Below are 23,761 nucleotides of genomic sequence, written 5' to 3'. Positions count from 1 at the left end.
AGGTGCTTGGCAAACAGCGCGCGAGAGGGCTAGAACGCCGGTCATGGGGACCAAAGAGAGTTGACTGAAATGAGGATGATTCTGGCGGTTGCCGCGGTGCTCTATTCAGCCTCCGCGTTCGCGCAAGCCGACAAGCCACCGATGGTCGGGGACAAGCCCTTGGTGCAGGTCAAGCCCAAAGGGACCAAGGAGGCGACGGCAACGGCGCCGAAGGGCAAGCCGCAATCGATCGCCGTGCGGCTCCAGGCCTGTCTCGAGATCGACGACGGCACCAAGGACCGCCTCAATTGCTACGACGCCGTGATGCCGCCGGCCCCGAAGCCGAAGCCTGCGAAGGCCAAGGGCTACGCCGATTGCCGGTTCTTCAAGGAAGAGGACGAGCGGCTGACCTGCTTCAACGGTTTTGCCGAGAGCATCCCGAAGCTGCCCAAGAACTGATGTCAAGAACTGATGCTGCGGACATGCCCGATCCGGCTGAGCAGCCGTAAGGCTAAAGCATGATCCGGAAAAGTGCGAAGCGGTTTTCCGAATAGATCATGCTTAAAGCAACAACCTAAAGCGCGATGACGATTCAGCCCAATCGCATCGCGCTTTAGCGGCTGGATGCCACGCGCGTCAGCGCCAGCGACGGCGTCGCCGCCATCTTCACCAGCACGTCCTTGAGCGGATCCTGCGTCCAGGCGCGGGTGACATAGTCGCGATGGGTGATGCCGTCGGCGGTCTCGACGAACACCACGCTGCCTGGACGGAGCGGCTGATCCATGTCCTCGGCGACGCTGATGCCCTTCTGGCGGAGCATGCTCATCAGCTCGCGGTCGCGCCGCGCGGTGTGGCGGGTGTAGGCGCTGACGAAGAAGCCGGAGCGGTGGCTTTCGATCCAGGACGCGAACTTGTCCAGTTCGCCATAGACGGCATCGAGCAGCACGACGCCGCGGACGCGCTCGCTGATGCCGCCGACCTCCAGACTCCAGGCCGTCGGCAGGAAGCCGCCGCTATAGCCGACGATTACGATCGGCATGCTGGCGAAGGCGCGCGCGCCGTTGGGATCGCCGGTGACACGGGCGAGATGCTCGGCCGATTCAGCCATGAAGCGCTTGAAGCCGCCCGGTTGCCAGAACTTGCCGGCGCTGGAATCGGCGGCATCGACCGCCATCTGCGGGGCGAGCAGCACGGCGTTGGCGCCGGAATCGGTGATCTGCTTGGGCACCAGCTGGCGATCGCGCACGTCGCGTTCGAGCGTTGCGCCGTTGCCGTGGAAGAACACCACGATCACGCCCGGCTTGCGCGCGTCGAAATGCTCGGGCACGTGCACCAGCACGCGGCTGTCATTATAGGTCTCGTCCTGCCAGAACACGCGACCGGAATAGCTGCGATGGCCGCGGCGGTCGCCCTTGGCAATGTTGAGGAACGGGGCGTCGGAGGCGGGGTTGTTGCCGAAATAGGGAAAGGCCGACGACTTCATGCTGACCAGGGTCGTCAGGCCCTCGCGGGCGGGGCGCTTGTAGGGGACCTGCGGCTCCAGCGAGGCGACCTTGTAAGGTGCCTGCTCCGGCGGCTGCTGCTGCAAAGCGTGCTTGGGCGAGAAATCCCACATCTGCCGCTGCAGAAGACTCTCGCTTGCGGACGGAAAGCGCTCACTGAACTGTGGGGCCGGGAAGCGATCCTCGAACGTGTCGCCGCTCGCCACCTTCTGGTTCGTCTTCGCAACGACCTGGACGTTCGCCTGCGAGTTCGCCGCGAGCGCGGCCGGGTTCGGCGCCTTGCCGCATTGAACCAGCGTCAGCGACAGCGGCACCAAGGCTGAGATTAGGCCGAGCCGGAGCGCGCGACCGCGCGCAGCGGAGGGGATCCGATCGGCAGGCATATCAGCTCTCGGTTTCGGAACGGCCCCGACCATCCACCCATGACCCCAAAGTCACGTCCACTCGGCAATCTCGAGACAATTGAGCCGACCGGCGTTTAGGCGACGTTAAGCGTCCGGAGAAACTTCCCCACATCCGGAACGCTCAAAAGGACCATGCAATCGTGTCCTGATTGTGGGGAGGGAGGACGGGGTTTTCCGGGGCTTATGCCGCTTTTTCTCGCGTTAGCGGCAATAGCGGTGCTCAAGTACCCCGTTTCCGCTGCCTCATTTAACCCTTGTTAACCCTGCTTGAATTGACTGGGCCAAACTGCACGATGCGCCCGCGAGGCACCATGCCTCAGGTTAAGGACCCCGATGACGGCATCAGATGCGGGAACCGAACCCTGGACTGGCCGGCTGACCGGAAGCGGGACAGGGGTCTCGGTTCTGGTCGCGACCGCCATCGTCGTGGCTGACATGATCGGGGTCGGCGTCTTCACCAGTCTGGGCTTCCAGGTCAAGGACATCCCGTCCGGCTTCTCGATCCTGCTGCTGTGGACCGTCGGCGGCATCGTCGCGCTATGCGGGGTGTTCGCCTACAGCGAGCTCGGGGCGATGTTTCCGCGCTCGAGCGGCGAATACAATTTCCTCGGCCGTGCCTATCATCCGGCGTTCGGCTTTCTCGCCGGCTGGGTGTCGGCGACGGTGGGCTTCGCAGCGCCGGTCGCGCTTGCCGCGATGGCGTTCGGCGAATACGCCAAATCGGTCGTGCCCGATCTGCCGCCGATCCCGCTCGCCATCGCCGTGGTGTGGCTGGTCTCGCTCGTGCAGCTGACCGGCGTGAGGCACTCCTCGACCTTCCAGCTGATAGCGACGATCATCAAGGTCGTGCTGATCGTCGCATTCCTGGTTGCCGGCTTCGTCATCGGCGTGCCGCAGCCGATCACCTTCACGCCGCAGCCGGGCGATCTCGCCCACATCGTCAGCGCACCGTTCGCGATCGGCCTCGTCTTCGTGATGTATTCGTTCTCCGGCTGGAATGCCGCGACTTACATCATTGGCGAGATGAACATGCCGCAGCGGAATCTGCCGCGCGCGATGCTGGCGGGGACGCTGATCGTGCTCGTGCTGTATGTCGCGCTGAACGCGGTGTTCCTCTATTCCACGCCGGTCGGTGCGCTCGCCGGCCAGCTCGATGTGGCCAGTGTCGCCGGCACCGCGATCTTCGGCAGTCTCGGCGGCCGCATCGTCGGCGCGATGATCTGCGTCGGCCTGGTCTCCTCGATCTCCGCGATGATGTGGATCGGTCCGCGCGTGATGATGACGATGGGGGAGGACATTCCGGCCCTGCGCGTGTTCTCGAAGCGATCGACGAGCGGCGCGCCGGCCTATGCCATCCTGTTCCAGCTCGCGGTCGCGACGCTGCTGCTGTTCACGCGCAGCTTCGAGGCGGTGCTCGACTTCATCCAGTTCGCACTGTTGTTCTGCTCTTTTTTCACGGTCGCCGGCGTCATCAAGCTGCGCATCACCGCCCCCGATCTGCCCAGGCCCTATCGCGCCTGGGGATACCCGTTCACGCCCCTGGTTTTCCTGCTCGTGACCGCGTTCATGATGTACTACCTCTTGACCGAGCGGCCGGTGCAGTCGCTCTCGGGGATGCTCGTCATGCTGTCGGGCCTGTTGATTTATGCCGTTTTCCGCAGGCGGCCGGTCGCCGCTGGCAATTCCCACAATCGCGAATAGACATGTTTCGATCCCTCAGAATTGCCGCCGCCGCTCTTGCCCTGCTGGCTGCGGCCGTCTCCTCCGCCCGCGCCGCCGACATCACCTTCGATGATACCGCGCGCTTCCTCGCGGGCATGCAGCCTTCGGCGGACTCGCCGCTGCTGCCGCTGACAAAGGAGCCGGGGTGGCAGCGCCATGCCAAGTTCTTCGACGGCGCCTTCGCCCAGCTCGAACAGCGCCAGCTCTCGAAGATCCGCGATTGGGCCGACGTCAATCTCGCCGCGCCCCGGCCGACCATGTTCTACATGTTCAGCGGCCCGGATTTCCTCTACGCCAACGCCTTCTATGCCAAGGCCAGCACCTACGTGCTCGGCGCGCTGGAGCCGGTCGGTGCCGTGCCCGATTTGACGCGGCTGCCGCGCGGTTCGATCAGTGCCGCGCTCTACAATGTCGAACGTTCGCTCGGCTCGATCCTGAGCTTCTCGTTCTTCATCACCAAGCAGATGAAGGTCGACCTGCACGCCAATCAGGTCAACGGCACCTTGCCGATCCTCTATGTCTTCCTGGCGCGCTCCGGCAAGACCATCCGCAACGTCGAGATGGTCGCGCTCGACGCCAAGGGGGGTATGCATGCCGCTGGAGACAATCCGGGACCGAACGCCGCCCATGGCGTGCGGATCACCTTCGCCGGCAGCGACGGCGAGGCACGCACGCTGTATTATTTCTCCACCGACCTTTCCAATTCAGGCGCGCGCAACACCGGATTCCTGAAATTCTGCGAGACGCTGGGGCCGGGCAACAGCCTGCTCAAGAGCGCGTCCTATCTCCTGCACTCCGGAAACTTCACCGTCGTCCGCGACTGGCTGCTCGCCAACAGCGCCACCATCATCCAGGACGATTCCGGCATTCCGCTAGCGAATTACGGCGCACGGCAATGGCGGTTCTTTCCGTTCGGGCGCTATCTCGGCCCCATCGACGAATTTCCCGGTCGCTACCAGGACCGTTACGCCGAGCTGTTCAGGCGCGCCCAGCCGATCGATTTCGGCGTCGGCTACCGCTGGCGCATGCACGAGTCGAATTTATTGCTGGCGGTGAAAGTGCCGGGCAGCGAAACGCCGCCAAGCGGGGAGGCGACCTCGTCGGCCGAGCCGGCGCCGAAGCCGCCGCGTCCGAAACGGCTGCGACCGCCCGAGTCGATCCCGCCGCAGTCCGGGCGCTTCTACTGGTTCCGATGATTACCAGTGCACGCTCTGGCTCGGTACGATGAACGCCGTCGAGCTTGGCGGCGTCGCAAGGCTCGATGCCAGGTACCAGCCCGAGCCGAGCACGAGCGCCAGCAAGGCGACGATTGCGAGCAGGTCGATGGTGCGGGGGTCGTGGTGCCGCCTGGAGCCGCGGGCGGGCCAAAGCCCAAGCCAATGCCCAAGTCCAAGCATGGCGTGAAGGTGAGGGCTGATTTTCCAGCGCATTGTTGTTTCCTCCCCAAGGGAGCGTCAAAACAACGCGGGAGCAAAGTCCAAGGTTCCAGTCAGGCGCACGGCAACGCAATCGCAAGCTCAGGGCGCATTGACGCCGCGCCATCGGCCATAGCGCCATGGCAGGTACCAGCGCGCGCCTTGCGGTGCGGTCAGCGGCACGTTGTCGATGCCTGATGTGCCGAAGGGATGGCAACGCAGCAGCCGCGCCAGCGTCATCCAGCCGCCGGCCCACAGCCCGAACCGTTCGATCGCTTCGTCGCCGTAGACCGAGCAAGTCGGCAGATGCCGGCAATTGTAGCCGACCAGGGGCGACAGCGTGTGGCGGTACAGCCAGATCAGCGCACGGCCGAATCTGCGTGGCAGCCGAAGCGCCCCTTCGACTGAGCTGGAACAATGCCCGCAGGCTGATTGCTTCATGTGCGCGGTGCTGCGATGTTAAGCGAGGTGTTGCACGGTTCCAATGCGGGGAACTGTAAGCTGTTGTTTGCGCGCCATATTTTGCATGCTTTCTGGGAGCAGTGCAGCAAGTACCTATGGACGATCTGTATTCCCCCGGATACCATTTTTGTGACGTTCGTGTGTAGACTCATCGCACGCAAAACGGGGCTTGCCTGAATCGCCTCTGGGGCTTGGGGAAGGGACCAGTTTGAAAGTTCTGAAGTCGCTCAATCTTCGCGGCTGGTTGCTGGTGGGAACCGCCGTGTGTGGAGTCGTGCTGGCTGGCGCCGTCGCGACACTCGGGTCGTCGGCCCGAGCGGGTAGCGCGCTCGAAGAGCGCAAGCTGCCGATGAAGTTCAGCTGGGTCGCCTGCGAGCCGAACTGCCGCGGCTGGGTCAGCGCGGTCGGTATCATCACCGCCGACACACCCAAGGCTTTCGAAGAATTTTCTCGCGGACGCCAGCTCGGCGGCGCCACCGTGGTGCTCGATTCCAGCGGCGGTTCCGTCAACGACGCGATCACGCTTGGCCGGCGGTTTCGCAATCTCGGCCTGCTGACCACGGTCGGCGTCAGCCTGCGCGGCGGGCAGTCGGCCCGCCCGGCGGTCGCGCCTGAGGCCTATTGCGAATCCATGTGCGTGTTCCTGCTGCTGGCCGGCAAGAAGCGCTACGTGCCGGAAGCGGCTCATGTCCGCGTGCATCAGATCTGGATGGGCGACCGTGCCGACGATGCCAAGGCGGCGAGCTACAGCGCCCAGGACCTGATGATCGTGGAGCGCGACATCGGCCGGCTCGCGAAATACACCTTCGATATGGGTGGCACCGGCGATCTGCTGTCGCTCGCGCTCAGCGTTCCGCCCTGGGAAGATCTGCACAAGCTGGATGCCGGCGAGCTCAAGGTCACCAATCTCGTGACGACCGATCTCGTCGCCGACGTGCTGCCGCATGTGGACATCTCCGCACCGGCGATGGCGGGGCTTGCCCCGAAGACGCAGGCAAGGTTCGGCGAGGAGCCGGAGCAGCCTTCCAAGTCGACCAAGACGGCGGAAGCCGTGGTGCCGACGGGCGGTGTGGCCGCGCCGGCTGCGCCGACGCCGAAGTAAGATTCTTCGCCGTCATTCCGGGGCGTCGCAAAGCGACGGACCCGGACTCCAGACGTCAAAGCGCAAGATTTCCGGGTTCGCGCTGACGCGCGCCCCGGAATGACATCGATGGGCTCAGCCCTGTGCCGCAGCCGGCTGCTTGGCTTTGGCCTCGATCTGACCGATCGCGTCAACCACGGCATCGAAGGTCAGCAGCGTCGAGGCATGGCGCGCCTTGTAGTCGCGGACGGGCTCGAGGAGCTTGATCTCCTCCCATTTGCCTTCAGGAGGCGCACCGTTCTCCTTCAGCATCTTGCGAACAGTCTCGCGTAACTCACGGAGTTCGCTCGCAGTCGAGCCGACAACCCGACTTGCCATGATGGATGAAGAGGCTTGTCCGAGTGCGCACGCCTTCACGTCATGGGCGAAGTCGGTGACGGTGTCCCCGGTCATCTTGAGATCGACTTTGACGGTCGAGCCGCACAGCTTGGAGTGGGCCGTGGCGGAGGCATCGGGGTCCGGCAGCCGTCCGAGGCGCGGAATATTGCCGGCCAACTCGATGATCCGCTTGTTATAAATGTCGTTCAGCATGTGATGGAGTCCAGCGCGTCCATGCCCACTTCGGCAACCTGTCGGCCTTGGCGGGCGTCGTCCAGGGTCCTATATAGGGACGGAACTGGTGGAAATACAGTCCGGCGGTACGAGGCGGTGATCCGGATCCATGCCGTCGGCGTTTTGAGCCCAGGACCCTTTCCGCCGAAACTGTTCTCTTCAGGCGTCCGGCGGCTTGGCCGCCCCGTCTGCCGGTGACACTCCGGCCGTCAAGGCCGTCGAACGGAGTCGATATGGACGCTGCAATCAAATCCATCCGCCCGGGCAAGCCCTCTGACCGGCAGCCCGAGAGTCGTCCGGCCGAGCTTGATCCCGCTGAATTCCTCGCGGCCGCCGTCCGCGCCGACCAGCCGCGCCCGGCGCGCGCCGAGGCGGAAGCGGCGGTGAAGACGCTGCTCGCCTATATCGGCGAGAACACCGAGCGCGAGGGCCTGCTCGACACGCCGCGCCGTGTCGTCGAGGCCTTCGACGAGCTGTATCAGGGCTATCACCAATGTCCGGCCGAGGTGCTCGACCGCACCTTCGGCGAAACTGCCGGCTATGACGATTTCGTGCTGGTGCGCGACATCGAGTTCACCTCGCAGTGCGAGCATCACATGATGCCGTTCTACGGCAAGGCCCATATCGCCTATACGCCGGTGGAGCGGGTCGTCGGCCTGTCCAAGCTCGCCCGCCTCACCGACATCTTCGCCCGCAGGCTCCAGACCCAGGAGCACCTGACGGCGCAGATCGCGGCTGCAATCGACGAGGTGCTCAAGCCGCGCGGCGTTGCGGTGCTGATCGAGGCCGAGCATACCTGCATGTCGGTGCGGGGCGTCGCCAAGCACGGCGCCTCCACCTTCACCAGCCGCTTCACCGGCATGTTCCGCGACAATCCCGCGGAGCAGGCCCGTTTCCTGTCCCTGGTGCGAGGCACGCGCTGACCTCGCGAATGGATCGGCAAGGTCGTGTCCGCTCACTCCCATGAGATCGAGGAAGGCCTGTCCTTCCGGCCCCGCTTCGATGCCAGCGGGCTGGTGACGGTCGTCGCCACCGATGTTGCCACCGGCGACGTGCTCATGGTCGCGCACATGAACGAGGAGGCGCTGCGCAAGACCATCGCGACCGGCGAGGCCTGGTACTTCAGCCGCTCGCGCAAGGCCTTGTGGCGAAAAGGTGAGACGTCGGGTCAGACCCAGCGCGTGGTCGAAATGCGCACCGATTGCGACCAGGACGCGGTCTGGATCCGCGTCGAGCAGATCGGGGCTGCCTGCCACACCGGGCGGCGGTCGTGCTTCTATCGCAAGGTCGAGGGTGAGGACGGAGGAGCCAAGCTGGTCTTCGCCGATGCGGAGCGGCTGTTCGATCCGGACGCGGTCTACAGGAAGTAACTGTCATTCCGGGTTCGCACCTGCTGTGCGCCCAGGAATGACTTGAAGTGGGGCGGCGATACCAGGATTAACCCCGCATTAACCATACCTGTCCGAGGGTGAGGCGACGGGCGTCCGAATTGCCGGCGCCGCTCAACGCCGCGCGGGGCGGGCACTTCATCATGTCGGTCGACACTTCCAGCGCCACGCAGACCGCCGGTCTCGATCCGGCGCGGGCGCGCGTCGCCGGTGCGATCAAACAGGCCTCGAACATCTCCGGCGTCAGCTTCCAGTACATGCTGACCACCGCCAAGATGGAATCGGATTTCAATCCCACGGCAGGCGCCACCACCTCGTCTGCGCATGGGCTCTACCAGTTCATCGACCAGACCTGGCTCGGCACCGTGAAGGAGGCCGGCACGCAGCTCGGCTACGGCAATTATTCCGACGCCATCACCAGGACGTCGTCGGGCAGCTACACCGTCGATGATCCCGCGATGAAGCGGTCGATCATGAAGCTGCGCGACGACCCGCAAGCCGCTTCCAGCATGGCGGCGGCGCTGACGCAGTCGAACGGCTTCAAGCTGACCGGCCTGCTCGGGCGCAGGCCGAGCGACAGCGAGCTCTACATGGCGCATTTCATGGGCGTCGGCGGCGCGGCCAGGCTAATCGCCAATGCCGAGGACAATCCGCAAGCGGTCGGCGCGCGGCTGTTTCCGAACGCAGCGTCCGCCAACCGTTCGATCTTCTACGCCAGGGACGGCCGCGCCCGCAGCGTCTCGGAGGTCTATTCGGTGCTGGACGCGCGCTATGCCAGCGCGGCGAATTCGAAAGTGACCCGCAGCGCGATGGCGATGTATGGCGGCACGCCGTCGACCACCGAGGTCGCGAGCGCGAACGGTGTGCAGCCGACCGCGCCGATCGTCGACAATGCCGCCTATCTCCAGACCTTCCCGAATACACGTGCGGCGACGCCCGTCGGTGCGATATCGCCCACGACGGTCGCGGACAGTGCGTCGACCACACCGGCCTTCCGCTCGATCTACCAGCCCGGCGACACGCAGCCGGTCTCGACCACGGTGCAGAAATTGTGGGGCAACAACGCCTCGCTGACGTCAATCGCCTCAGCTGCGCCCGACGTGCGTCCGCCGCAACCGCTCGATCTCTTCAGCGATCGCAGCGGCACGTTCTCAAGCTAGAAACCTGGTCTCGTGTCCCGGACAAGGCGCAGCGCGTGAGCGATGCGCCGCAGAGCCGGGACCCATGCTGCCGCACACATTGCTGTCGAAGATTCTGGGCCCCGGCTCAGCAGCGCATCACTGACGTGATGCGCTGCGTCCGGGGCACGAGAGCGTGGCCATTCTCTCCCTTAACAAATCCTCAATAAAACCAGCCAGTTATGGTGAACGCTTTGTTAAGCGTCGTGGTTTATTTTGTGTTGCAGGTGACGAGCCGTCACCCTTTTCGTTTGTTGTGTAAGCCGGAAGCAGCATGATTGTTCGGCAGTTCATTAATTGGATCAGGACGGCGTCCGCCGGCGAGCGGGCCGAGGCAACGCGGGCGTTGGCCCGGGCCTGGCTGATCTCAGACCTTTCGACAGAGGACCGCATCGCCGCCGAAGGCGCGCTGTTGATGCAGCTCGACGATGCCTCGCCCTTGGTGCGGCAGGCGATGGCCGAGGCCTTTGCGCGCAGTCCGGACGCGCCGGCATCGATCGTGCGGGCGCTGTCGGCGGACCAGCCGAGCGTCGCACTGCCGGTGCTCGAACATTCCCCGCTGCTGATCGACGCCGATCTCGTCGACATCGTCGCAACCGGCAATGACGAGGTGCAATGCGCGGTCGCGCGCCGCATCGCGCTGCCGGTCTCGGTCTGCGCCGCCATCGCCGAAGTCGGCTGTGCGGCGGCCGCGCTGGAGCTGATCGAAAATCCCCATGCCGAGCTTGCGCCGTTCTCCTGGAATCGCATCGTCGAGCGCCACGGCCATCTCGCGGCGATCCGCGAGGCGATGCTGGTGCTGGATGACCTGCCGTCCGCAACCCGCGCCGCGCTGGTGGCCAAACTCTCCGAGACGCTGGCACAATTCGTCGTGGCGCGGAACTGGCTGAGCGCCGACCGTGCCGATCGCATCACGATCGAGGCGCGCGACCGCTCCACCATCAACATCGCGGCGCGCTCGCGCGGCGAGGACATGCAGGGCCTTGTGCATCATCTGCGCGTCACGGGCCAGCTGACCGCCGGCCTGATCCTGCGCGCGCTGTTGTCGAGCAATCTCGGTCTGTTCGACGCGGCGCTGGCCGAGCTTGCCGATCTGCCGCTGGCGCGTGTTACCGCGCTGCTGCACGACCGCGGCGGCAACAGCCTGCATGCGCTGCTTAGGCGCGCCGGGCTGCCCGAGACGACGTTTGCGGCGTTCCAGGTCGCGCTCGATGCCTGCCACGAGCAGGGCTTTGTCGACAGCGACGACGGCGCGGCACGGCTGCGCCGCCGCATGGTCGAGCGCGTGCTCACCCATTGCGAGACCGACCGCGGCGCCACCGAGCCGCTGATGGTCCTGCTGCGCCGCTTCGCCACGGAATCGGCCCGCGAAGAGGCGCGGCTGTTCTGCGACGAGCTGATCGCGGACGAGGACGCCTACGACGATCTGATCGCGGCATAGCGCGATGCCGTAGGACCTCCTAGCCTTGGTCAAGAGCTTTCGTGCCTTGGTGAACCAGGGTAGCGCGGTGCTCACCGCAGTCCAGGACGCTTCGCGCCGGCTACGCCGGTGCCGATGGCATCCTGGACAGCGGCTGGGGCGCGGGTCCTACGTCGGTGCTCAAGGCACAGGTGGGCAAGGCGGCTCCCGGCGGATCGGCCCGGCCGACCAGCCTACACCAACTGACTGGCCTCCGAACGCCAGAAGGGTACAGGGTGGGCAAAGGCGCAAAGCGCCGTGCCCACCGCCTCTCAGTTTGATCCGGGATGAATCGTGGGCACGCTTCGCTTTGCCCACCCTACGAAACTGATCGCAATGATGGAGCCGGGCCTCCAGCCACCGTCATTGCTTCGTCGCAAGTGCTGCTCGTAATGACGGGGAGAGAGCGGGAGGCCTTACTCTCCCGGCACGATGCTCGGCGCCAGGATCACCTCGAGATGCTCGGGGCGGTCGCGGTTGACGTGCGCGAGATAGTCGTCGGCGATCTTGCGCAGGCGGCGGCTGAGCTCGGAGGAGACGCTGATGCTGTCGAGCCTGGTGCTCTCGTGCACGATGGCGAGGATGGCGTTGATGTGGTGCGTGAACAGCTCGGCCGGGACCTTTGCCAGGTCAGGCGCGTGCTCGATGACGCGGCACAGGCTCTCGGCGATTCCCGCCGCGGCCGGATAGCCGAACGTCACGGCGTCACCCTTGATGTCGTGAGCGGCGTGAAACAGCTCGTCGCGCCTTTCCTTGGTGAAGGCGTCATTGCGGATGGCGACATAGGCGGCCGACAGACGGTTGACCTCGGTCGTCATCCAGTCCTTGAACTCGCCGGAAAGACCCGCGAGCGCCTGCTCGGCGCGGCCGACCGGATCGTCCAGGTCCTTCTCGTCGACGCGGCGCAGAACCTTGCGCAGCGGGTTGGGCTGCGTGATGATCTGGTGTGTGGCGAAGGCCTTGACCTCGATATCCTTTGCGCTGTTCTTCGCCATGATTTCTGCCTCGCCTGAAGACGCCTGCGCTAGATGCTGGAGCGGGCCTTGTCGAGCAGCGAGGGCTGCTGCAGCACCTCGTGCTTTTCGCCGACGCGGCGCTCGGGACCCATATAGGCGGAATTGGTGTTGCGGCGCCGGTCCGGCCCGAAATAGGTCTTGGTCTTGATGAAGGGGCGGGGATTGGCGACCACGTTGAGGATGCGCTGATAGAGCCCCTTGGCCGAGATCGGCTTGGCCAGGAATTCGGTGACGCCGGCATCGCGCGCCACGGTGACGCGACGTTTCTCGGAATGGCCGGTCAGCATGATGATCGGCGCGTAAGGGTTGCCCTTGGATTCCGGCTGCCGGATCATCTGCGCGAGCTCGAGCCCGTCGAAGATCGGCATCGCCCAGTCGGTGATGACGATGTCGGGCACGTAATGGCTGTACATCTCCAGCGCCGTGGCGCCGTCCTCGGCCTCATAGACTTCGCGCGCGCCGAAGGAATGCAGCAGCGTCCGCAGGATGCGGCGCATGTGCGGATTGTCGTCGCAGACGAGGAAGCGCAGCTTGTTGAAGTCGATACGAAACATGACGCCCGGGCCAAAAGCGGTCAACCTTCGTTAACCATATCGCGCCGGAGGTTAACGAAGGGTTGCGGCCGCGGCTGCGGCGGCGGCCCGCGAGGTGGTTCTAGTAGCCGAACTGCTCGCGCAGGATGCGCTCTTCCAGGCTGTGGCCGGGGTCGAACAGCATGCGCATCGAGATCGTCTTGTCGGACAGGACCTCGACCCGGCGGACGTCGCGCACTTCGTCGTGGTCGGCGACCGCGGCCACCGGTCGCTTGTCGCCCTCCAGCACCTCGATGACGACATAGGCCGTGTTGGGCAGCAGGGCGCCGCGCCAGCGCCGCGGACGAAAGGCGCTGATCGGCGTCAGTGCCAGCAGCGCCGCGTTGATCGGCAGGATCGGACCCTGAGCGGACAGATTATAGGCGGTGGAGCCCGCCGGCGTTGCCACCATGATGCCGTCGGCGATCAGCTCGGGCATGCGCTCGCGCTCGTCGATCATGATCCGCAGGCGTGCGGCCTGGTAGGTCTGCCGGAACAGGGCGACCTCGTTGATGGCGTGGTGCAGGTGGACGCGGTCGTTGACGTCGGTCGCGCGCATCAGAAGCGGATTGATCTCGGATTCATGCGCAGCCTCGAGCCGCGCGCGCAAATCGTGGGTCGAATATTCGTTCATCAGGAAGCCGACGGTGCCGCGATGCATCCCGTAGATCGGCTTTCCCGTGCGCATGTTCTGGTGCAGCGTCTGCAGCATCAGCCCGTCGCCGCCGAGCGCGACCACGACATCGGCGTCCTTGGGGTCGCAATTGCCATAGTCCCTGGTGAGTTGGCCGAAGGCGGCCTGCGCCTCGTTGCTCGAGCTGGCGACGAAGGCGATCCGGTCGTATCGCTGGGGCTTGGTCATTGGCTTGTCGGACACGGCCGCTGGCTGGAGGAAGTTCCGCCGGGCTCGTCTATACGAGGTTTGGCTACATTGTCGAGGATGACCGTCCTTCAAGGCAAACGAGCGATTGTCGGTCCAGAGAACAAAACGGGTTGATTTGAGCCCGGTGGGAATGCGCCATCGGCCGTGATCCGCAAACGGTCGCAATTTCTTGCTAGCTTCAATGCGGCCCGGCGATGACAGCCGGGCAGGGAGAACGATCATGCCCACGATCTTGCCGAGGCTGCGACGAAGCGGGCTCGTACTGGCTGTTGCGGTAGTCGCATGCGCAAGTGTTGTGCGCGCGGAGGATCCGCCGCAGCCGCGCGCCGAGATGACCGCGCCGGCCGGACAGAAGGGCGGGCGCGGCAGCGCTGCGCAAAGCGGGCCGCAGAGTTCGTCCCCGGCCGAGACGCACCGTCTCCCGCCGGATTCGACCACGAAGCAGACGCTGGAGCTGCCCGGCCGCACCCTCAGCTTCGCGGCGACCGCCGGCTCCATTCGCGTGTTCGACGGCAAGGGCGAGCCGCTGGCCGACATCGCCTATACGTCCTACCAGCTCGACGGCGCCGACCGCGCCACGCGCCCGGTCACGTTCCTGTTCAACGGCGGACCCGGGGCGTCCTCGGCATGGCTCCAGTTCGGCGCGGCCGGTCCTTGGCGGCTGCCGTTCGATGGCGATGCGCTGTCGCCGTCGGCCTCGCCCGAGGTGAAGCCGAACGCGGAGACCTGGCTCGACTTCACCGACCTCGTCTTCATCGATCCCGTCAGCACCGGCTACAGCCGCTTCATTGCGAGCGGCGAAGACGCGCGAAAATCCTTCTACTCCGTGGATGGCGATGCCAATTCGATCGCGCTGGTGATCCGGCGCTGGCTCGAAAAGCACGAGCGGCTGACGTCGCCGAAATACGTCGCCGGCGAGAGCTATGGCGGCATCCGCGGCCCGAAGGTCGTGCGCCAGTTGCAGCTCCAGCACGGCATCGGCGTGCGCGGCTTGATCCTGGTGTCGCCGCTCCTGGATTTCCGCGAGTTCACCGGCACCAGCCTTCTGCAATATGTCGCGACGCTGCCGAGCTATGTCGCGGTGGCGCGCGAAGCCAAAGGGCCGGTCAAGCGTGCCGATCTCGCCGACGTCGAGGCCTACGCGCGCGGCGAATTCCTGGCCGACCTCGTCAAGGGCGAGGCTGACAAGGAGGCCACCAATCGTCTGGCCGACAAGGTCGCCGAGCTCACCGGCATCGACCAGGCGGTGAGCCGCCGCCTCGCCGGGCGCTTCGACGTCGGCGAATTCCGCCGCGAGTTCGACCGCAAGAACGGCAAGGTGACGGGACGCTACGACGGCTCCGTGCGCGGCTTCGATCCCTATCCGGATTCCAGCAGCTCGCGCTTCGGCGACCCCTCGGGCGATGCGCTCCAGGCGCCGCTGACGAGCGCTGCGGTCGACGTGCTCACGCGCAAGCTCAACTGGCGGCCCGACGGCTCCTATGAGGTCCTGAACGGCAGTGTGGAAGGTCACTGGGATTTCGGCCGCGGCATCAACCCGCCGCAATCGGTGTCCGAGCTGCGCCAGATCCTTGCCACCGATGCCAAGCTGAACGTGCTGGTCACGCACGGCCTGTTCGATCTTGCCACGCCCTATTTCGGAACCAAGCGGGTGATCGATCAACTGCCCGCCTTCGTGACGCAGCGCGTCAAGTTCGTGGTCTATCCCGGCGGCCATATGTTCTATTCGCAGGGCGGCTCGCGGCAGGCGTTGCGCAGCGAGGTCGAGCGATTGATCAGGGAGTAGGCCGTCGCTTGCGCGGCGGATAGCGGCGCGCAATCTCCTTTGCCACGACGCGCTCCGGCTTCACATTCGCACCGGCGATCCAGATGTCACTGACCTTGCCGCGCCTGTCGCGGATCCGGCGCACCGGCTCGCCATGGCTGGAATAGCCGGCAGCCCAGGCGAGCTTGCCGGTGTCGCGGCCGGTGACCTCGATCTCGGCGGCATCCATGAACGGATTGTTGAACTGCGGATTGGCGACCAGCACGCGGTTGCCCGCGGCAACGAGGTCGGTCGCGCCCCAGATCGTCCACCAGCGGCCGGTCCAGTCGCGCAGGCGGCGGTCGGGTGCGCCGCGGGTCTTGAAGACGCGCAGGATCTGCATGGCGCCGTCCATCCAGAACGGCGCCGCGCCGTCGATGGAGTTGCTCAGGATGCTGATCGAAAGCTCGCAAGCCGGGATCGCGCAGGTCCGCGAGATGTAGCCCTGAAAGCCGCCGCTATGGCCGAACCAGTCCCAGCCGTCGGTCTTGCCGGCATTGACGCCGAGGCCGTAATAGCCCTCGAAGCTCTGCGGGATGCGCCAGTGATGCCGCGTCATCTCGCGGCGGCTAGCGACGGAGAGCACGCTCTTCCTCGCATTGGGCGCAAGCTGCGCGAAGAAGCGCGCGGTGTCGCCGGCGGTGGCAACGAAGCCGGCGGCCGAAGCCATCGCCTGCGCCGGATTGTCTCCGGGGATCACGCAGCGTTCGCCCAGCGGAACCTTTCGTGTGTGGCCGCGCGCGAAGGAGGCGCCCTTGGGAAGCGGCGCGTCCGGCTCGGTCTCGCGCAGGCCCGCGGGCCCGATGATCTCGCGCTTGATCCAGACCGAGTAGGGCTGCTCCGTCACCGCTTCGATGACGAGGCCGAGCAGGCCAAAGCCATGATTGGAATATTTGAAGCGGGTGCCGGCCTCGATCGCGGTCGGTAGCTTCAATTCCGCGAGCAGCTCGTTCGCGTCGAGGTAGGGGCGACGATCGATGAACTGGCCGGAATCGACGCCGTCGCGCGTCAGCCCCGCGCTGTGCGACAGCACCTGCGCGATCGTCGTCTCGGCAACGCGCGGATGCAGGCCGCCGACATACTGGCCGATCGTATCGTCGAGCCGGAGCTTGCGCTGCTCGCGCAGCTTCATGATGCCGGCCGCGGTGAAGCTCTTGGAATGGGAGGCGATGCGGAAGCGGTGGCGCGGGGTGAGCTTCTCGCCGGTGTCGAGGTTGGAAAGGCCGAATGCATGCTCGGCGACGATCTCGCCGCGATGGGCGAATGCGACCATGACGCCTGGCTGCTGGATTGTCGTCAGTTGGAATTCGATCCAGGAGCCGACGTAGTCGATCGCGGATCGCAGCCACTTGTCCATTGCGCTACCGGTTTGCGGGGATTGGTGCGAGAGGCTAGCCGAGAAAGCGGAACGGGCACAACCCGGAAGGTTGTGCCCGTTCGCCTCATGAAGTTGCGATGTCGTCAGTACACGAGCGTCGCGCCGGTCGGCTTGTCGAGCGCAGCCGCAAGCGAGCGATATTCGGAGCTGTCGGTGCCGGCGAGCGAGGCGATTTTGTTCAGGTGATACTGCGCCTGTTCGCGGTTGCCCTGTTCGAGCTGCCAGAGGCCGTAATATTGCCAGGTGCGGACGTGGTTCGGATCGTCCTTCAGCGCCAGCTCGTAATAGAGCTTCGACGACTGGTAGTCGCCGAGCTTGCGATAGGAGTAGCCGATCAGATTGGCGACGTCGGCGACGTCGTCGCGCTTCAACGACTTCAGCTGGCCGATCGCGCCGGTGTAGTCGTGGTTGTCGTAGATCGCGGTGTAGGCGGTGCGATAGGCGGCGAGGAATTTGGGGTCGTTGACGGAAGAGCTCTTCTTCTTGCCCTTCTTGGTCGATGAGTCCGAGCTCGGCGGCGGCGAAGGGGAGTCGCCGCCCGCGGCATAGGCGCTGGACAGCACCGGTGCGGCCGCCAGCGACATGGCGACCAGTCCCGGCATGACAAGCATTGAGAGTCTGCGCATCTAAAATTCTCCCGTATGGAACTTGGCGATCCTACACGATTGCCCGAAGACCGAAACACCCGTCCCGCAGAAACATTCCCGCTTCGCACCATCTGCTCGCCCGGATGCAGATGACAAGCTCGTCATCGAGATGAACGGGAGCCTGCAAGGGGCTTCAGACTGGGTTCAGTGCCTCGCCCCTAGGTTCTGGCCTACGATCGAAGGGTAGGCGAGAGGGTGCCGCCTCGAGATCCTTCCAAGAGGAGACCACCATGCTGAAGACCATTTCCGCCGCCTTGCTCGCGACTTCCGTGATCGCAGCCCCGGCCTTTGCCGCCGAGGCCGGCAAGACCACCACGACCGCCCCGGTGATCAAGGCGGACCAGGCCCAGACCAAGGCGTCCACCACCGCCGCAAAGCCGGACGCCACTGTCAAGGCCGACGCCAAAGCCGATGCCAAGGCTGCTGACATCAAGCCCGCCGACGTCAAGGCGGATTCCAAGGCGGACGTTAAGGCGGATTCCAAGTCGAAGGCGATGAATGCCAACGCGGCGGCCACGCCGGACGAGCACAAGTCGGCGCCCACGCTTAGCCACAACGACAAGCATCTGTCGGCCAAGAAGTCGCAGAAGGCGCAGCCGGACCTGGCCAAGCCGGCCACCAGCGACAAGCGCAGCTGACGTCTGATCCCGCGCGGCGGCACCTTGCATTGCCCGCCGCCGCGTACGGACTTCAGGCCCCGTCCCGGCGCCTGTGCGAAAGCGCAGGCGCCGGCGGCGGTGCGTTCCCTTTGCGCGGCCTTGGGGCTAGAACATGCGAGGAGTCTGTGCACGTGGAGAGCGCGAGCTGTGGGGCGATTGGCGAAACGTACTGCGCGCCTGGCGTTGATCCTGACCTTGCCGCTGGCGCTTGCGGCCTGTTTCAGCGGCGATGGCGACCGTCCGACCTTCATGGGCGGGACCCAGGCCGGAGGGCCGCAGCCGTTTCCCGACAATTTCCGCAGCGACACGCTGGCGCTGATGCGCACCTATCTGAACAACCCGGTCGGCGTGCGCGAGGCCAGCATGGCCGAGCCGGTCCAGCGCGAGGTCGGCGGCCGGCAGTTCTATGTGAGCTGTCTGCACTTCACCCCGCGCGAGACCGACGGCAGCTACAAGGCCATGCGGGAACGCGCGGTGATCTTCGTCAACGGACGAGCGGATCGTGTCGTCGACCGGACCAGTGAGCTCTGTGCCGGTGCGGTTTACGCACCCTTTCCGGAACTCGAAAAGATGACGCGGTAGCGCAAAGCCGGCCTTCATGGCCTAGTGCTAGAACGAGATCGCCGGAGCCGCCGGATCACATTTCGGCGAGCTTTGAACGGGGCGGTTGGCGTTGCGACAAATTGGGACGGCAGGTCTTGCGAGACGACAAAAATAGTCGGCGGGATGGAACAAACTCGCGTTGTTGCCGACCCGTCACAGTAACGAACGATCAACGTTCCGGCATTGCCGTGAAGCAACCCAATTCACGCCACGTTGTTTCCTGAGTGTCGTAAATGAAAGAACGGGGATGATCATGAAATCGATTTTGCTGGGTGCAGTTGTTGCTCTGCTTGCGCTGGCCGCGCCGGCCGCAGCGGCGGACATGCAGCCGCGCACCTATGCCAAGGCGCCGGCCTATACGCCGCCGCAGGTGATCTATAATTGGACCGGTTTCTATATCGGCGGTCATGTCGGCGGCGCGTTTGCCGGCGACAACAGCTTCCAGTCCAGCGACGCCCGGTTCATGGGCGGCGTGCAGGGCGGCTTCGACTACCAGTTCGCCCCCAATTGGGTGATGGGTATCGAGGCTCAGTACTCGTGGCTGCCGACCAACAACAACGGCGTCACGTTCCCGCTGGGCACGCAGGTGACGTCCAACACCGACCAGATCGGGTCGGTGACCGGCCGTATCGGCTACACCTGGGGACCGACGCTGCTCTACGCCAAGGGCGGTTACGCCTGGCGTAACAACAATCTTGGCGTCAACATCGCCGGCGTGCCGCAGGCCTTCACCACGACCGGCAACAGCAAGGACGGCTACACGGTCGGCGCCGGTCTCGAGTACATGTTCGCGCCGAGCTGGTCCGCCAAGGCCGAGTACCAGTACTATAATTTCGGCAGCACCACCTTCACCTCGGGTCCGGCCGAAATCGTCGGGGTCCGCGGCCGGGAGGACGAGCATACCGTCAAGGTCGGTGTGAACTACCGTTTCGGCTGGGGCGGTCCGGCAGCTTCGCGCTACTGACCCACGACTACGACCACGCTCTGACAAAGGCCGGCTCCGCCGGCCTTTCGTCTGTCCGCCGTCCGCCCGTCGGCCGGCCCTGCATTTGCAATGCGTGAACCATCTGGCGCGTCATTTGCAGACGAACATTCCGGCGCGCGCTTTCTCACGCGCGTCATGGATCTCGGGTAAAGCAAAAATAATTTTTGCCGCTTACGGAACTCGCGCTCCGGAACGCGTTATATGACAATTACCGGGCTGGTGGGACGACGGACATGCGTATCTTGGTGTCGGCGGTGGTGCTCTCGTGCTTCTTGGGCCTGCCGTGCTCTGCACAGACAATCCTCAAATCCGAGCCTCTGATGTTGGCACCTTACGAGGTGGCTTTCGTCAAGGACGCCTCGTGTCCGTCGGGCAAGGTGATGAAAGTCACCGGCGCGATCCGCGGGTTGCACCGCCGCAAGGCCTGCGTGGCTATGCCTGGTGAGCAGGCCTCGCTGGCGACCGCGACGCCCTGATCCCCCCTGCGGCTTCCGCCGGCAGCCCCTCACGAATTCAGCTCAAGCTCCATCCTGGACTGGCGCTCGGCCTCGGCCTTGTTCCTGGCGGGGTCCTCGCCCGGGGCAGCCCGGCAGGGTTTGATCTCGTAGTCATTGTCGAGCACCCGGCGCGGCCCCGGACGGTCCTCGTCGGCGTTGACATCCAAGACCAGGCCACTCCGCTGCGCGAGCTTCCAGACGTCGGACTCGCTCGGATAGGCCTTGCTGATCTGGGCGTCGTTGCAGAACAGGGCGTAGGGCATTGCTTTCCGCTCCGGAAAGCCCGTTAACGGCCCCACGTGCCCGGGCGTTCCAGGTGGCGGTCGATCACGGGCCCGTGATCGGGCGCGCCGGGCCTTGAGTCCTTAACGAGTCCTGAATCGCGAAAAAAAGAATCCCCGGGACTCATTTGGCGGAATCAGCGGATGTTTTCCGCCATGACGAGCCACCTGAACACCTCCTGCGGGCACATGCTCCTGCCGCTGACGCTGGCGCTCCTCGGCGCCTGCGCTGCCAATCTTTGGCTGGTGTGGTCTTGGCTATAAGTCTTGGCTGTGGGATCTGGCTGTCGGCCCTCTGACGGGGCCAACTTTACTTTTTGGCCAGCGGGCCAGGGGCGTCGCGGAGGGCGGCGCGCAATCTGGTCAGGGTTTGCGCACAATATTCCTCGCGCTCGCGCTCGAACCGTTCCTGATGCTTGCGGAAATTGGCGATGCGGGCCTGCATCTCGGTGCGGAAATCGCCGGTTGTCCGCGGCGGCGAAAGCTGGATGGGCTGAGGCTGCGGAGGGGCCGGGGGTGCCTCGACCTCGACCATGACGGTCTCGACCGCGACGGCCTCGATGGTCGCCGCCGAAGCCTCCGGCGGCGCGCCCGGCCGCAGGAGCTCATCCGTCCTGCCGGTCACCGATTGGACGAAGGCCAGTGTCTGCGCGATCAGCGCGTCGCGTTCCCTGATCCATTTCATGATCCACCTCAGCCGCCGCCATTCCAGCAAAGCGGCTGCGCCGAATCAAGACGGTTGACAAGGGTTGCATATTTTTCCCGGTCGCCCGAAAGTGGACGGATGGAGTCCGGGAAAGAACGTTCGGCCGAAGTGGATGGCTTGAGGCTGATCCGCGCGTTCCTGTCGCTTCCGCCCGACAGGCGGGCGGAGGTGATCGCGTTCGTGGAGGAATTGGCGCGTGCCCATGGCCGGCCCGAGGAAGGCACCAAGGCATCGCCGAGATGAGCTATCGCTCGCGCGGGTTGACGTTGGGCTCGAACGGCGCGCCCACCACCCGAACCGGCCTCTGATCCGAGATCCTGGTCACGTCGATCAGAGTCCGCTCGGCCACAGTCCGCTCGGCGACCTGCCTCTCGGGGGCCGGCTGAAACACCGGCTCAAGCAGCGTCAACGTCCCGGCCACGGCGCCACAGAATAGTGTCACCGTCGCCAGCAGAAACATATTCCGGTTTTCTTCGCGAATTCGCATGGGTCGAGAACGAACGACGTGCGTCGTTGGTTCCGCGAGTCCCTCTGTTCGGGACGCGAATGCCATCGACAGCGCCAGCAGAAATCCCGAGACGATGACGAACCGCACGGCCGTCATCACAACCTGACCACATCGGCGGCGTTCGCTGTATGATGTCCCGCATCGCAATTTCGACTCGCGCCCGTCAGATGATCGCCAATCGTCCCCCCGTGCTGGCTCACGAACGCTTCGTCGCCGACCGCGATAATTTCGTGGGCCTCGATCTCGCCGCGCGGTTCGAGCGGATCGAGCAGACCAACCTCTGGGGCGCGGCCAGCTCGGTGTCGGGCCTCGGCTCGGAGGACACCGCCACCGCCGCCATCCGGGAGGCGCTTCCGTCATTGCTGCAACGGCTCGGCGCGCGCTCGCTGCTTGATGCGCCCTGCGGCGATGCGGGCTGGATTGGCCGCATCAAGCTCGAGCTCGACTACATCGGCATCGACATCGTGCCCTCGCTGATCGCCGCCAACAACCGGCGCGTGGCGGACGGCGAGCTGGCCGGCCGCTTCCTCGTTGCCGATATCACGCGCGATGCCCTGCCGCGTGCCGACCTGATCCTGTGCCGCGACTGCCTGGTGCATCTGAGTTTTGAGAACATCGCCCGCGCCGTCGCGCGCTTTCGGGAGACCGGGGCGCAATTCCTGCTCGTCACGACGTTTCCGGAAGTCGAGCACAATCGCGATTGCGAGGACGGCGACTGGCGAGCGCTCAACATGACGAAGGCACCGTTCGACTGGCCCGCGCCGCGCGCGTTGATCGACGAACGCTGCGAGGAGGGCGACGGCGGCTGGCGCGACAAGAGCCTCGGGCTATGGCGGCTGGACGAGTTGCCGGATCGCGACCGCATGGCCACGGATGTGTGACGGCCGCGACGTGAGATTCGCGCCTCGGACGCTGCGGCATTGAACCGCTTCGGAGCCTGGCGCCACAAAGTGGCATGACCGGCATCATCAGAGAATTGCTGCTTCCGATTGCGAGGTCCGTTGTCGAGGCCTGGTCGCTTGCCTTGTTTACAAAGGTGGGAAACTGGCTGGATGCAAATGTAGCCGGGCGATACGTGAAGCTCGTCATCGGCATGCTTCTCGGGCTTGCCGCGTTTTTCTTCGTCCCGGTGGTTCGCGGAATCCTGGGTCTTTGATGGTGCCGGCTGAGGGGATTGAACCCCCGACCTTCGGTTTACAAAACCGCTGCTCTACCGCTGAGCTAAGCCGGCGACGCCTGAAAGACACGGGCAGGGCCGGCAGGCGCCGGGGCTGTCCGCCCGTGCGCGCCGCAATACCAGACTTGATCGAAAAGTGCCAGAACCCGGGAGGTCGTGGCACCAGCATGAATCAGGCGGCCCTCGGGGCCGCCTGATCTCTCACATCGATTCAGATCGCCTTACTGGCAGATGTGCCGGCGGCCGTCTTGTCCCTTGAACCAGGTGCCTGGCGTGCAGACGAAGCCGTTACGCTCGGCATAGGAGCGGGTGTCCCAGCTGCGATTGTCCCAGGAATTATTCCAGCGATTGTCGTAGGCATAGGAATTGTCCCAGCCGCGGAACGGTGCGGTCGCGATCGCGCCGGCGGTGCCGATCGCGGCGCCGGCTACGCCGGCCGCGACGTCGGTCGGCCAGAAGCCGGTGCGGCTCCTGTTCCAGTCGTTATTCCAATCGGCATTGGTCTGCCGGTGGGACACGCGGCGCTGGCGGTTGCCACGATCGGTGTAAGGGGTGCCGGGGCCGAGGTTCTGGCAGTTGGCGTTGGGGAATTGCGCCGAGCAGCGGCCGGGTTCGTTGACCACAGACTGCGCCATGGCAGAGCCCGCCAGCATGGTCGCCGCAATCGCCGTCGCTCCGAGAAGTCTAATCGTCATGGTTGTTGGCTCCCATTTTGTTGACGAGAGCTAAACACTCACGGCGCCGGACGTTCCGCTGAACTGGGGAATTTCGAACGCTAAACGCTCAAACCGAGGTGAGCGCGCGGCGCGGTTCCGTGCGGCGCGCCCTGTGCCGTTAACGCTT

At 65.0% G+C, this 23,761-nt stretch carries 28 protein-coding genes and 1 tRNA gene; 15 read left to right on the top strand and 14 right to left on the bottom strand.

From position 1 onward, the window contains the following. Positions 1-69: 69 nt before the first annotated feature. Positions 70-438: a hypothetical protein gene (locus tag DCM79_RS15840; RefSeq protein ID WP_028137207.1), complete on the top strand. Its 369-nt coding sequence runs from the start codon at positions 70-72 to the stop codon at positions 436-438. Positions 439-592: 154 nt separating this feature from the next. Here the strand turns inward: DCM79_RS15840 and DCM79_RS15835 are convergent, their stop codons facing one another. Further along, positions 593-1,864, bottom strand: coding sequence for an alpha/beta hydrolase (locus DCM79_RS15835; RefSeq protein WP_257180637.1), 1,272 nt, complete (start codon positions 1,862-1,864; stop codon positions 593-595). A 354-nt stretch (positions 1,865-2,218) separates the two neighbouring features. On the opposite strand from DCM79_RS15835, the gene DCM79_RS15830 reads away from it, so the two are divergent. Then, the gene (locus DCM79_RS15830; protein ID WP_257180636.1) at positions 2,219-3,586 is read left to right on the top strand and encodes an APC family permease; all 1,368 of its coding nucleotides are present in this window, start codon (positions 2,219-2,221) and stop codon (positions 3,584-3,586) included. A gap of 2 nt (positions 3,587-3,588) precedes the next feature. Continuing rightward, the gene (locus DCM79_RS15825) at positions 3,589-4,803 is read left to right on the top strand and encodes a hypothetical protein (protein WP_257180635.1); all 1,215 of its coding nucleotides are present in this window, start codon (positions 3,589-3,591) and stop codon (positions 4,801-4,803) included. On the opposite strand, the gene DCM79_RS15820 is transcribed toward DCM79_RS15825, so the two are convergent. Next, positions 4,804-5,037 carry a hypothetical protein gene (locus tag DCM79_RS15820; RefSeq protein ID WP_257180634.1) on the bottom strand — a complete coding sequence of 78 codons (234 nt, stop codon included), beginning with the start codon at positions 5,035-5,037 and terminating at the stop codon, positions 4,804-4,806. Positions 5,038-5,124: 87 nt separating this feature from the next. Next, positions 5,125-5,463 carry a membrane protein insertion efficiency factor YidD gene (gene yidD, locus DCM79_RS15815; protein WP_257180633.1) on the bottom strand — a complete coding sequence of 113 codons (339 nt, stop codon included), beginning with the start codon at positions 5,461-5,463 and terminating at the stop codon, positions 5,125-5,127. A gap of 229 nt (positions 5,464-5,692) precedes the next feature. Here yidD and DCM79_RS15810 point away from each other — a divergent pair, with 229 nt between their 5' ends. Further along, entirely contained in the window at positions 5,693-6,586 is an 894-nt protein-coding gene (locus DCM79_RS15810; RefSeq protein WP_257180632.1) for a hypothetical protein, read from the top strand. 114 nt (positions 6,587-6,700) lie between these two features. On the opposite strand, the gene DCM79_RS15805 is transcribed toward DCM79_RS15810, so the two are convergent. Continuing rightward, positions 6,701-7,156 carry an iron-sulfur cluster assembly scaffold protein gene (locus DCM79_RS15805; RefSeq protein WP_028137200.1) on the bottom strand — a complete coding sequence of 152 codons (456 nt, stop codon included), beginning with the start codon at positions 7,154-7,156 and terminating at the stop codon, positions 6,701-6,703. Positions 7,157-7,410: 254 nt separating this feature from the next. Between DCM79_RS15805 and folE the strand changes: the two genes are divergently transcribed. From folE to DCM79_RS15785, 4 genes are all read left to right on the top strand, one after another. Then, complete coding sequence (gene folE, locus DCM79_RS15800) at positions 7,411-8,100, top strand: GTP cyclohydrolase I FolE (protein ID WP_028137199.1); 690 nt, start codon at positions 7,411-7,413, stop codon at positions 8,098-8,100. A 24-nt stretch (positions 8,101-8,124) separates the two neighbouring features. Next, complete coding sequence (gene hisI / locus DCM79_RS15795) at positions 8,125-8,547, top strand: phosphoribosyl-AMP cyclohydrolase (RefSeq protein WP_257180630.1); 423 nt, start codon at positions 8,125-8,127, stop codon at positions 8,545-8,547. A gap of 119 nt (positions 8,548-8,666) precedes the next feature. After that, a complete protein-coding gene (locus DCM79_RS15790; RefSeq protein ID WP_257180629.1) occupies positions 8,667-9,725 on the top strand; it encodes a transglycosylase SLT domain-containing protein in 1,059 nt (352 codons plus the stop codon). Between the two features lie 292 nt (positions 9,726-10,017). Continuing rightward, complete coding sequence (locus tag DCM79_RS15785; RefSeq protein ID WP_257180628.1) at positions 10,018-11,184, top strand: DUF2336 domain-containing protein; 1,167 nt, start codon at positions 10,018-10,020, stop codon at positions 11,182-11,184. A gap of 434 nt (positions 11,185-11,618) precedes the next feature. Here the strand turns inward: DCM79_RS15785 and DCM79_RS15780 are convergent, their stop codons facing one another. The 3 genes from DCM79_RS15780 to DCM79_RS15770 all read right to left on the bottom strand — a co-directional run bounded on the left by DCM79_RS15780 (position 11,619) and on the right by DCM79_RS15770 (position 13,652). Continuing rightward, positions 11,619-12,197, bottom strand: coding sequence for an Hpt domain-containing protein (locus tag DCM79_RS15780; RefSeq protein WP_257180627.1), 579 nt, complete (start codon positions 12,195-12,197; stop codon positions 11,619-11,621). Positions 12,198-12,226: 29 nt separating this feature from the next. Next, positions 12,227-12,772 (bottom strand): response regulator, encoded by a 546-nt coding sequence (locus DCM79_RS15775; protein ID WP_008549760.1) that lies wholly within the window; start codon positions 12,770-12,772, stop codon positions 12,227-12,229. A gap of 100 nt (positions 12,773-12,872) precedes the next feature. Continuing rightward, on the bottom strand, positions 12,873-13,652 hold the full coding sequence (locus DCM79_RS15770; protein ID WP_257180626.1) for an NAD kinase: 780 nt from the start codon (positions 13,650-13,652) through the stop codon (positions 12,873-12,875). A gap of 241 nt (positions 13,653-13,893) precedes the next feature. Here DCM79_RS15770 and DCM79_RS15765 point away from each other — a divergent pair, with 241 nt between their 5' ends. After that, complete coding sequence (locus DCM79_RS15765; RefSeq protein ID WP_257180625.1) at positions 13,894-15,459, top strand: S10 family peptidase; 1,566 nt, start codon at positions 13,894-13,896, stop codon at positions 15,457-15,459. On the opposite strand, the gene DCM79_RS15760 is transcribed toward DCM79_RS15765, so the two are convergent. Together DCM79_RS15760 and DCM79_RS15755 are read right to left on the bottom strand one after the other, a co-directional pair. Further along, positions 15,449-16,834, bottom strand: a complete 1,386-nt coding sequence (locus DCM79_RS15760) for a serine hydrolase (protein WP_257180624.1) — start codon at positions 16,832-16,834, stop codon at positions 15,449-15,451. The genes DCM79_RS15765 and DCM79_RS15760 overlap by 11 nt on opposite strands. A gap of 104 nt (positions 16,835-16,938) precedes the next feature. Next, entirely contained in the window at positions 16,939-17,481 is a 543-nt protein-coding gene (locus DCM79_RS15755; RefSeq protein WP_257180623.1) for a tetratricopeptide repeat protein, read from the bottom strand. 251 nt (positions 17,482-17,732) lie between these two features. On the opposite strand from DCM79_RS15755, the gene DCM79_RS15750 reads away from it, so the two are divergent. The 4 genes from DCM79_RS15750 to DCM79_RS31795 all read left to right on the top strand — a co-directional run bounded on the left by DCM79_RS15750 (position 17,733) and on the right by DCM79_RS31795 (position 20,225). Beyond that, positions 17,733-18,140, top strand: a complete 408-nt coding sequence (locus tag DCM79_RS15750; protein WP_257180622.1) for a His-rich protein BRANT — start codon at positions 17,733-17,735, stop codon at positions 18,138-18,140. Positions 18,141-18,308: 168 nt separating this feature from the next. Beyond that, entirely contained in the window at positions 18,309-18,743 is a 435-nt protein-coding gene (locus tag DCM79_RS15745) for a hypothetical protein (protein WP_257180620.1), read from the top strand. A gap of 274 nt (positions 18,744-19,017) precedes the next feature. Further along, positions 19,018-19,728, top strand: coding sequence for an outer membrane protein (locus DCM79_RS15740; protein WP_257180619.1), 711 nt, complete (start codon positions 19,018-19,020; stop codon positions 19,726-19,728). 254 nt (positions 19,729-19,982) lie between these two features. After that, positions 19,983-20,225 carry a DUF6719 family protein gene (locus DCM79_RS31795; protein WP_028137189.1) on the top strand — a complete coding sequence of 81 codons (243 nt, stop codon included), beginning with the start codon at positions 19,983-19,985 and terminating at the stop codon, positions 20,223-20,225. A 29-nt stretch (positions 20,226-20,254) separates the two neighbouring features. On the opposite strand, the gene DCM79_RS15730 is transcribed toward DCM79_RS31795, so the two are convergent. The 3 genes from DCM79_RS15730 to DCM79_RS31790 all read right to left on the bottom strand — a co-directional run bounded on the left by DCM79_RS15730 (position 20,255) and on the right by DCM79_RS31790 (position 21,828). Continuing rightward, positions 20,255-20,509, bottom strand: coding sequence for a hypothetical protein (locus DCM79_RS15730; RefSeq protein ID WP_257180618.1), 255 nt, complete (start codon positions 20,507-20,509; stop codon positions 20,255-20,257). A 328-nt stretch (positions 20,510-20,837) separates the two neighbouring features. Then, complete coding sequence (locus DCM79_RS15725) at positions 20,838-21,212, bottom strand: hypothetical protein (protein WP_257180617.1); 375 nt, start codon at positions 21,210-21,212, stop codon at positions 20,838-20,840. A 265-nt stretch (positions 21,213-21,477) separates the two neighbouring features. Beyond that, a complete protein-coding gene (locus DCM79_RS31790) occupies positions 21,478-21,828 on the bottom strand; it encodes a hypothetical protein (protein ID WP_306556664.1) in 351 nt (116 codons plus the stop codon). Between the two features lie 80 nt (positions 21,829-21,908). On the opposite strand from DCM79_RS31790, the gene DCM79_RS15715 reads away from it, so the two are divergent. Both DCM79_RS15715 and DCM79_RS15710 read left to right on the top strand, forming a co-directional pair. Beyond that, a complete protein-coding gene (locus tag DCM79_RS15715) occupies positions 21,909-22,622 on the top strand; it encodes a class I SAM-dependent methyltransferase (protein WP_257180616.1) in 714 nt (237 codons plus the stop codon). A 74-nt stretch (positions 22,623-22,696) separates the two neighbouring features. Further along, positions 22,697-22,897 (top strand): hypothetical protein, encoded by a 201-nt coding sequence (locus DCM79_RS15710; RefSeq protein ID WP_257180615.1) that lies wholly within the window; start codon positions 22,697-22,699, stop codon positions 22,895-22,897. Here the strand turns inward: DCM79_RS15710 and DCM79_RS15705 are convergent. After that, a tRNA-Thr gene (locus DCM79_RS15705) sits at positions 22,898-22,972 on the bottom strand. Between the two features lie 167 nt (positions 22,973-23,139). Beyond that, the gene (locus DCM79_RS15700; RefSeq protein ID WP_257180614.1) at positions 23,140-23,613 is read right to left on the bottom strand and encodes a hypothetical protein; all 474 of its coding nucleotides are present in this window, start codon (positions 23,611-23,613) and stop codon (positions 23,140-23,142) included. Between the last annotated feature and the right edge of the window lie 148 nt (positions 23,614-23,761).

This window comes from Bradyrhizobium sp. WBOS07, assembly GCF_024585165.1.
Classification (GTDB): Bacteria; Pseudomonadota; Alphaproteobacteria; order Rhizobiales; family Xanthobacteraceae; genus Bradyrhizobium; species Bradyrhizobium japonicum_B.
Note: the sequence above shows the minus strand (reverse complement) of the source record. Positions and strands in the feature narration are given on the sequence as shown.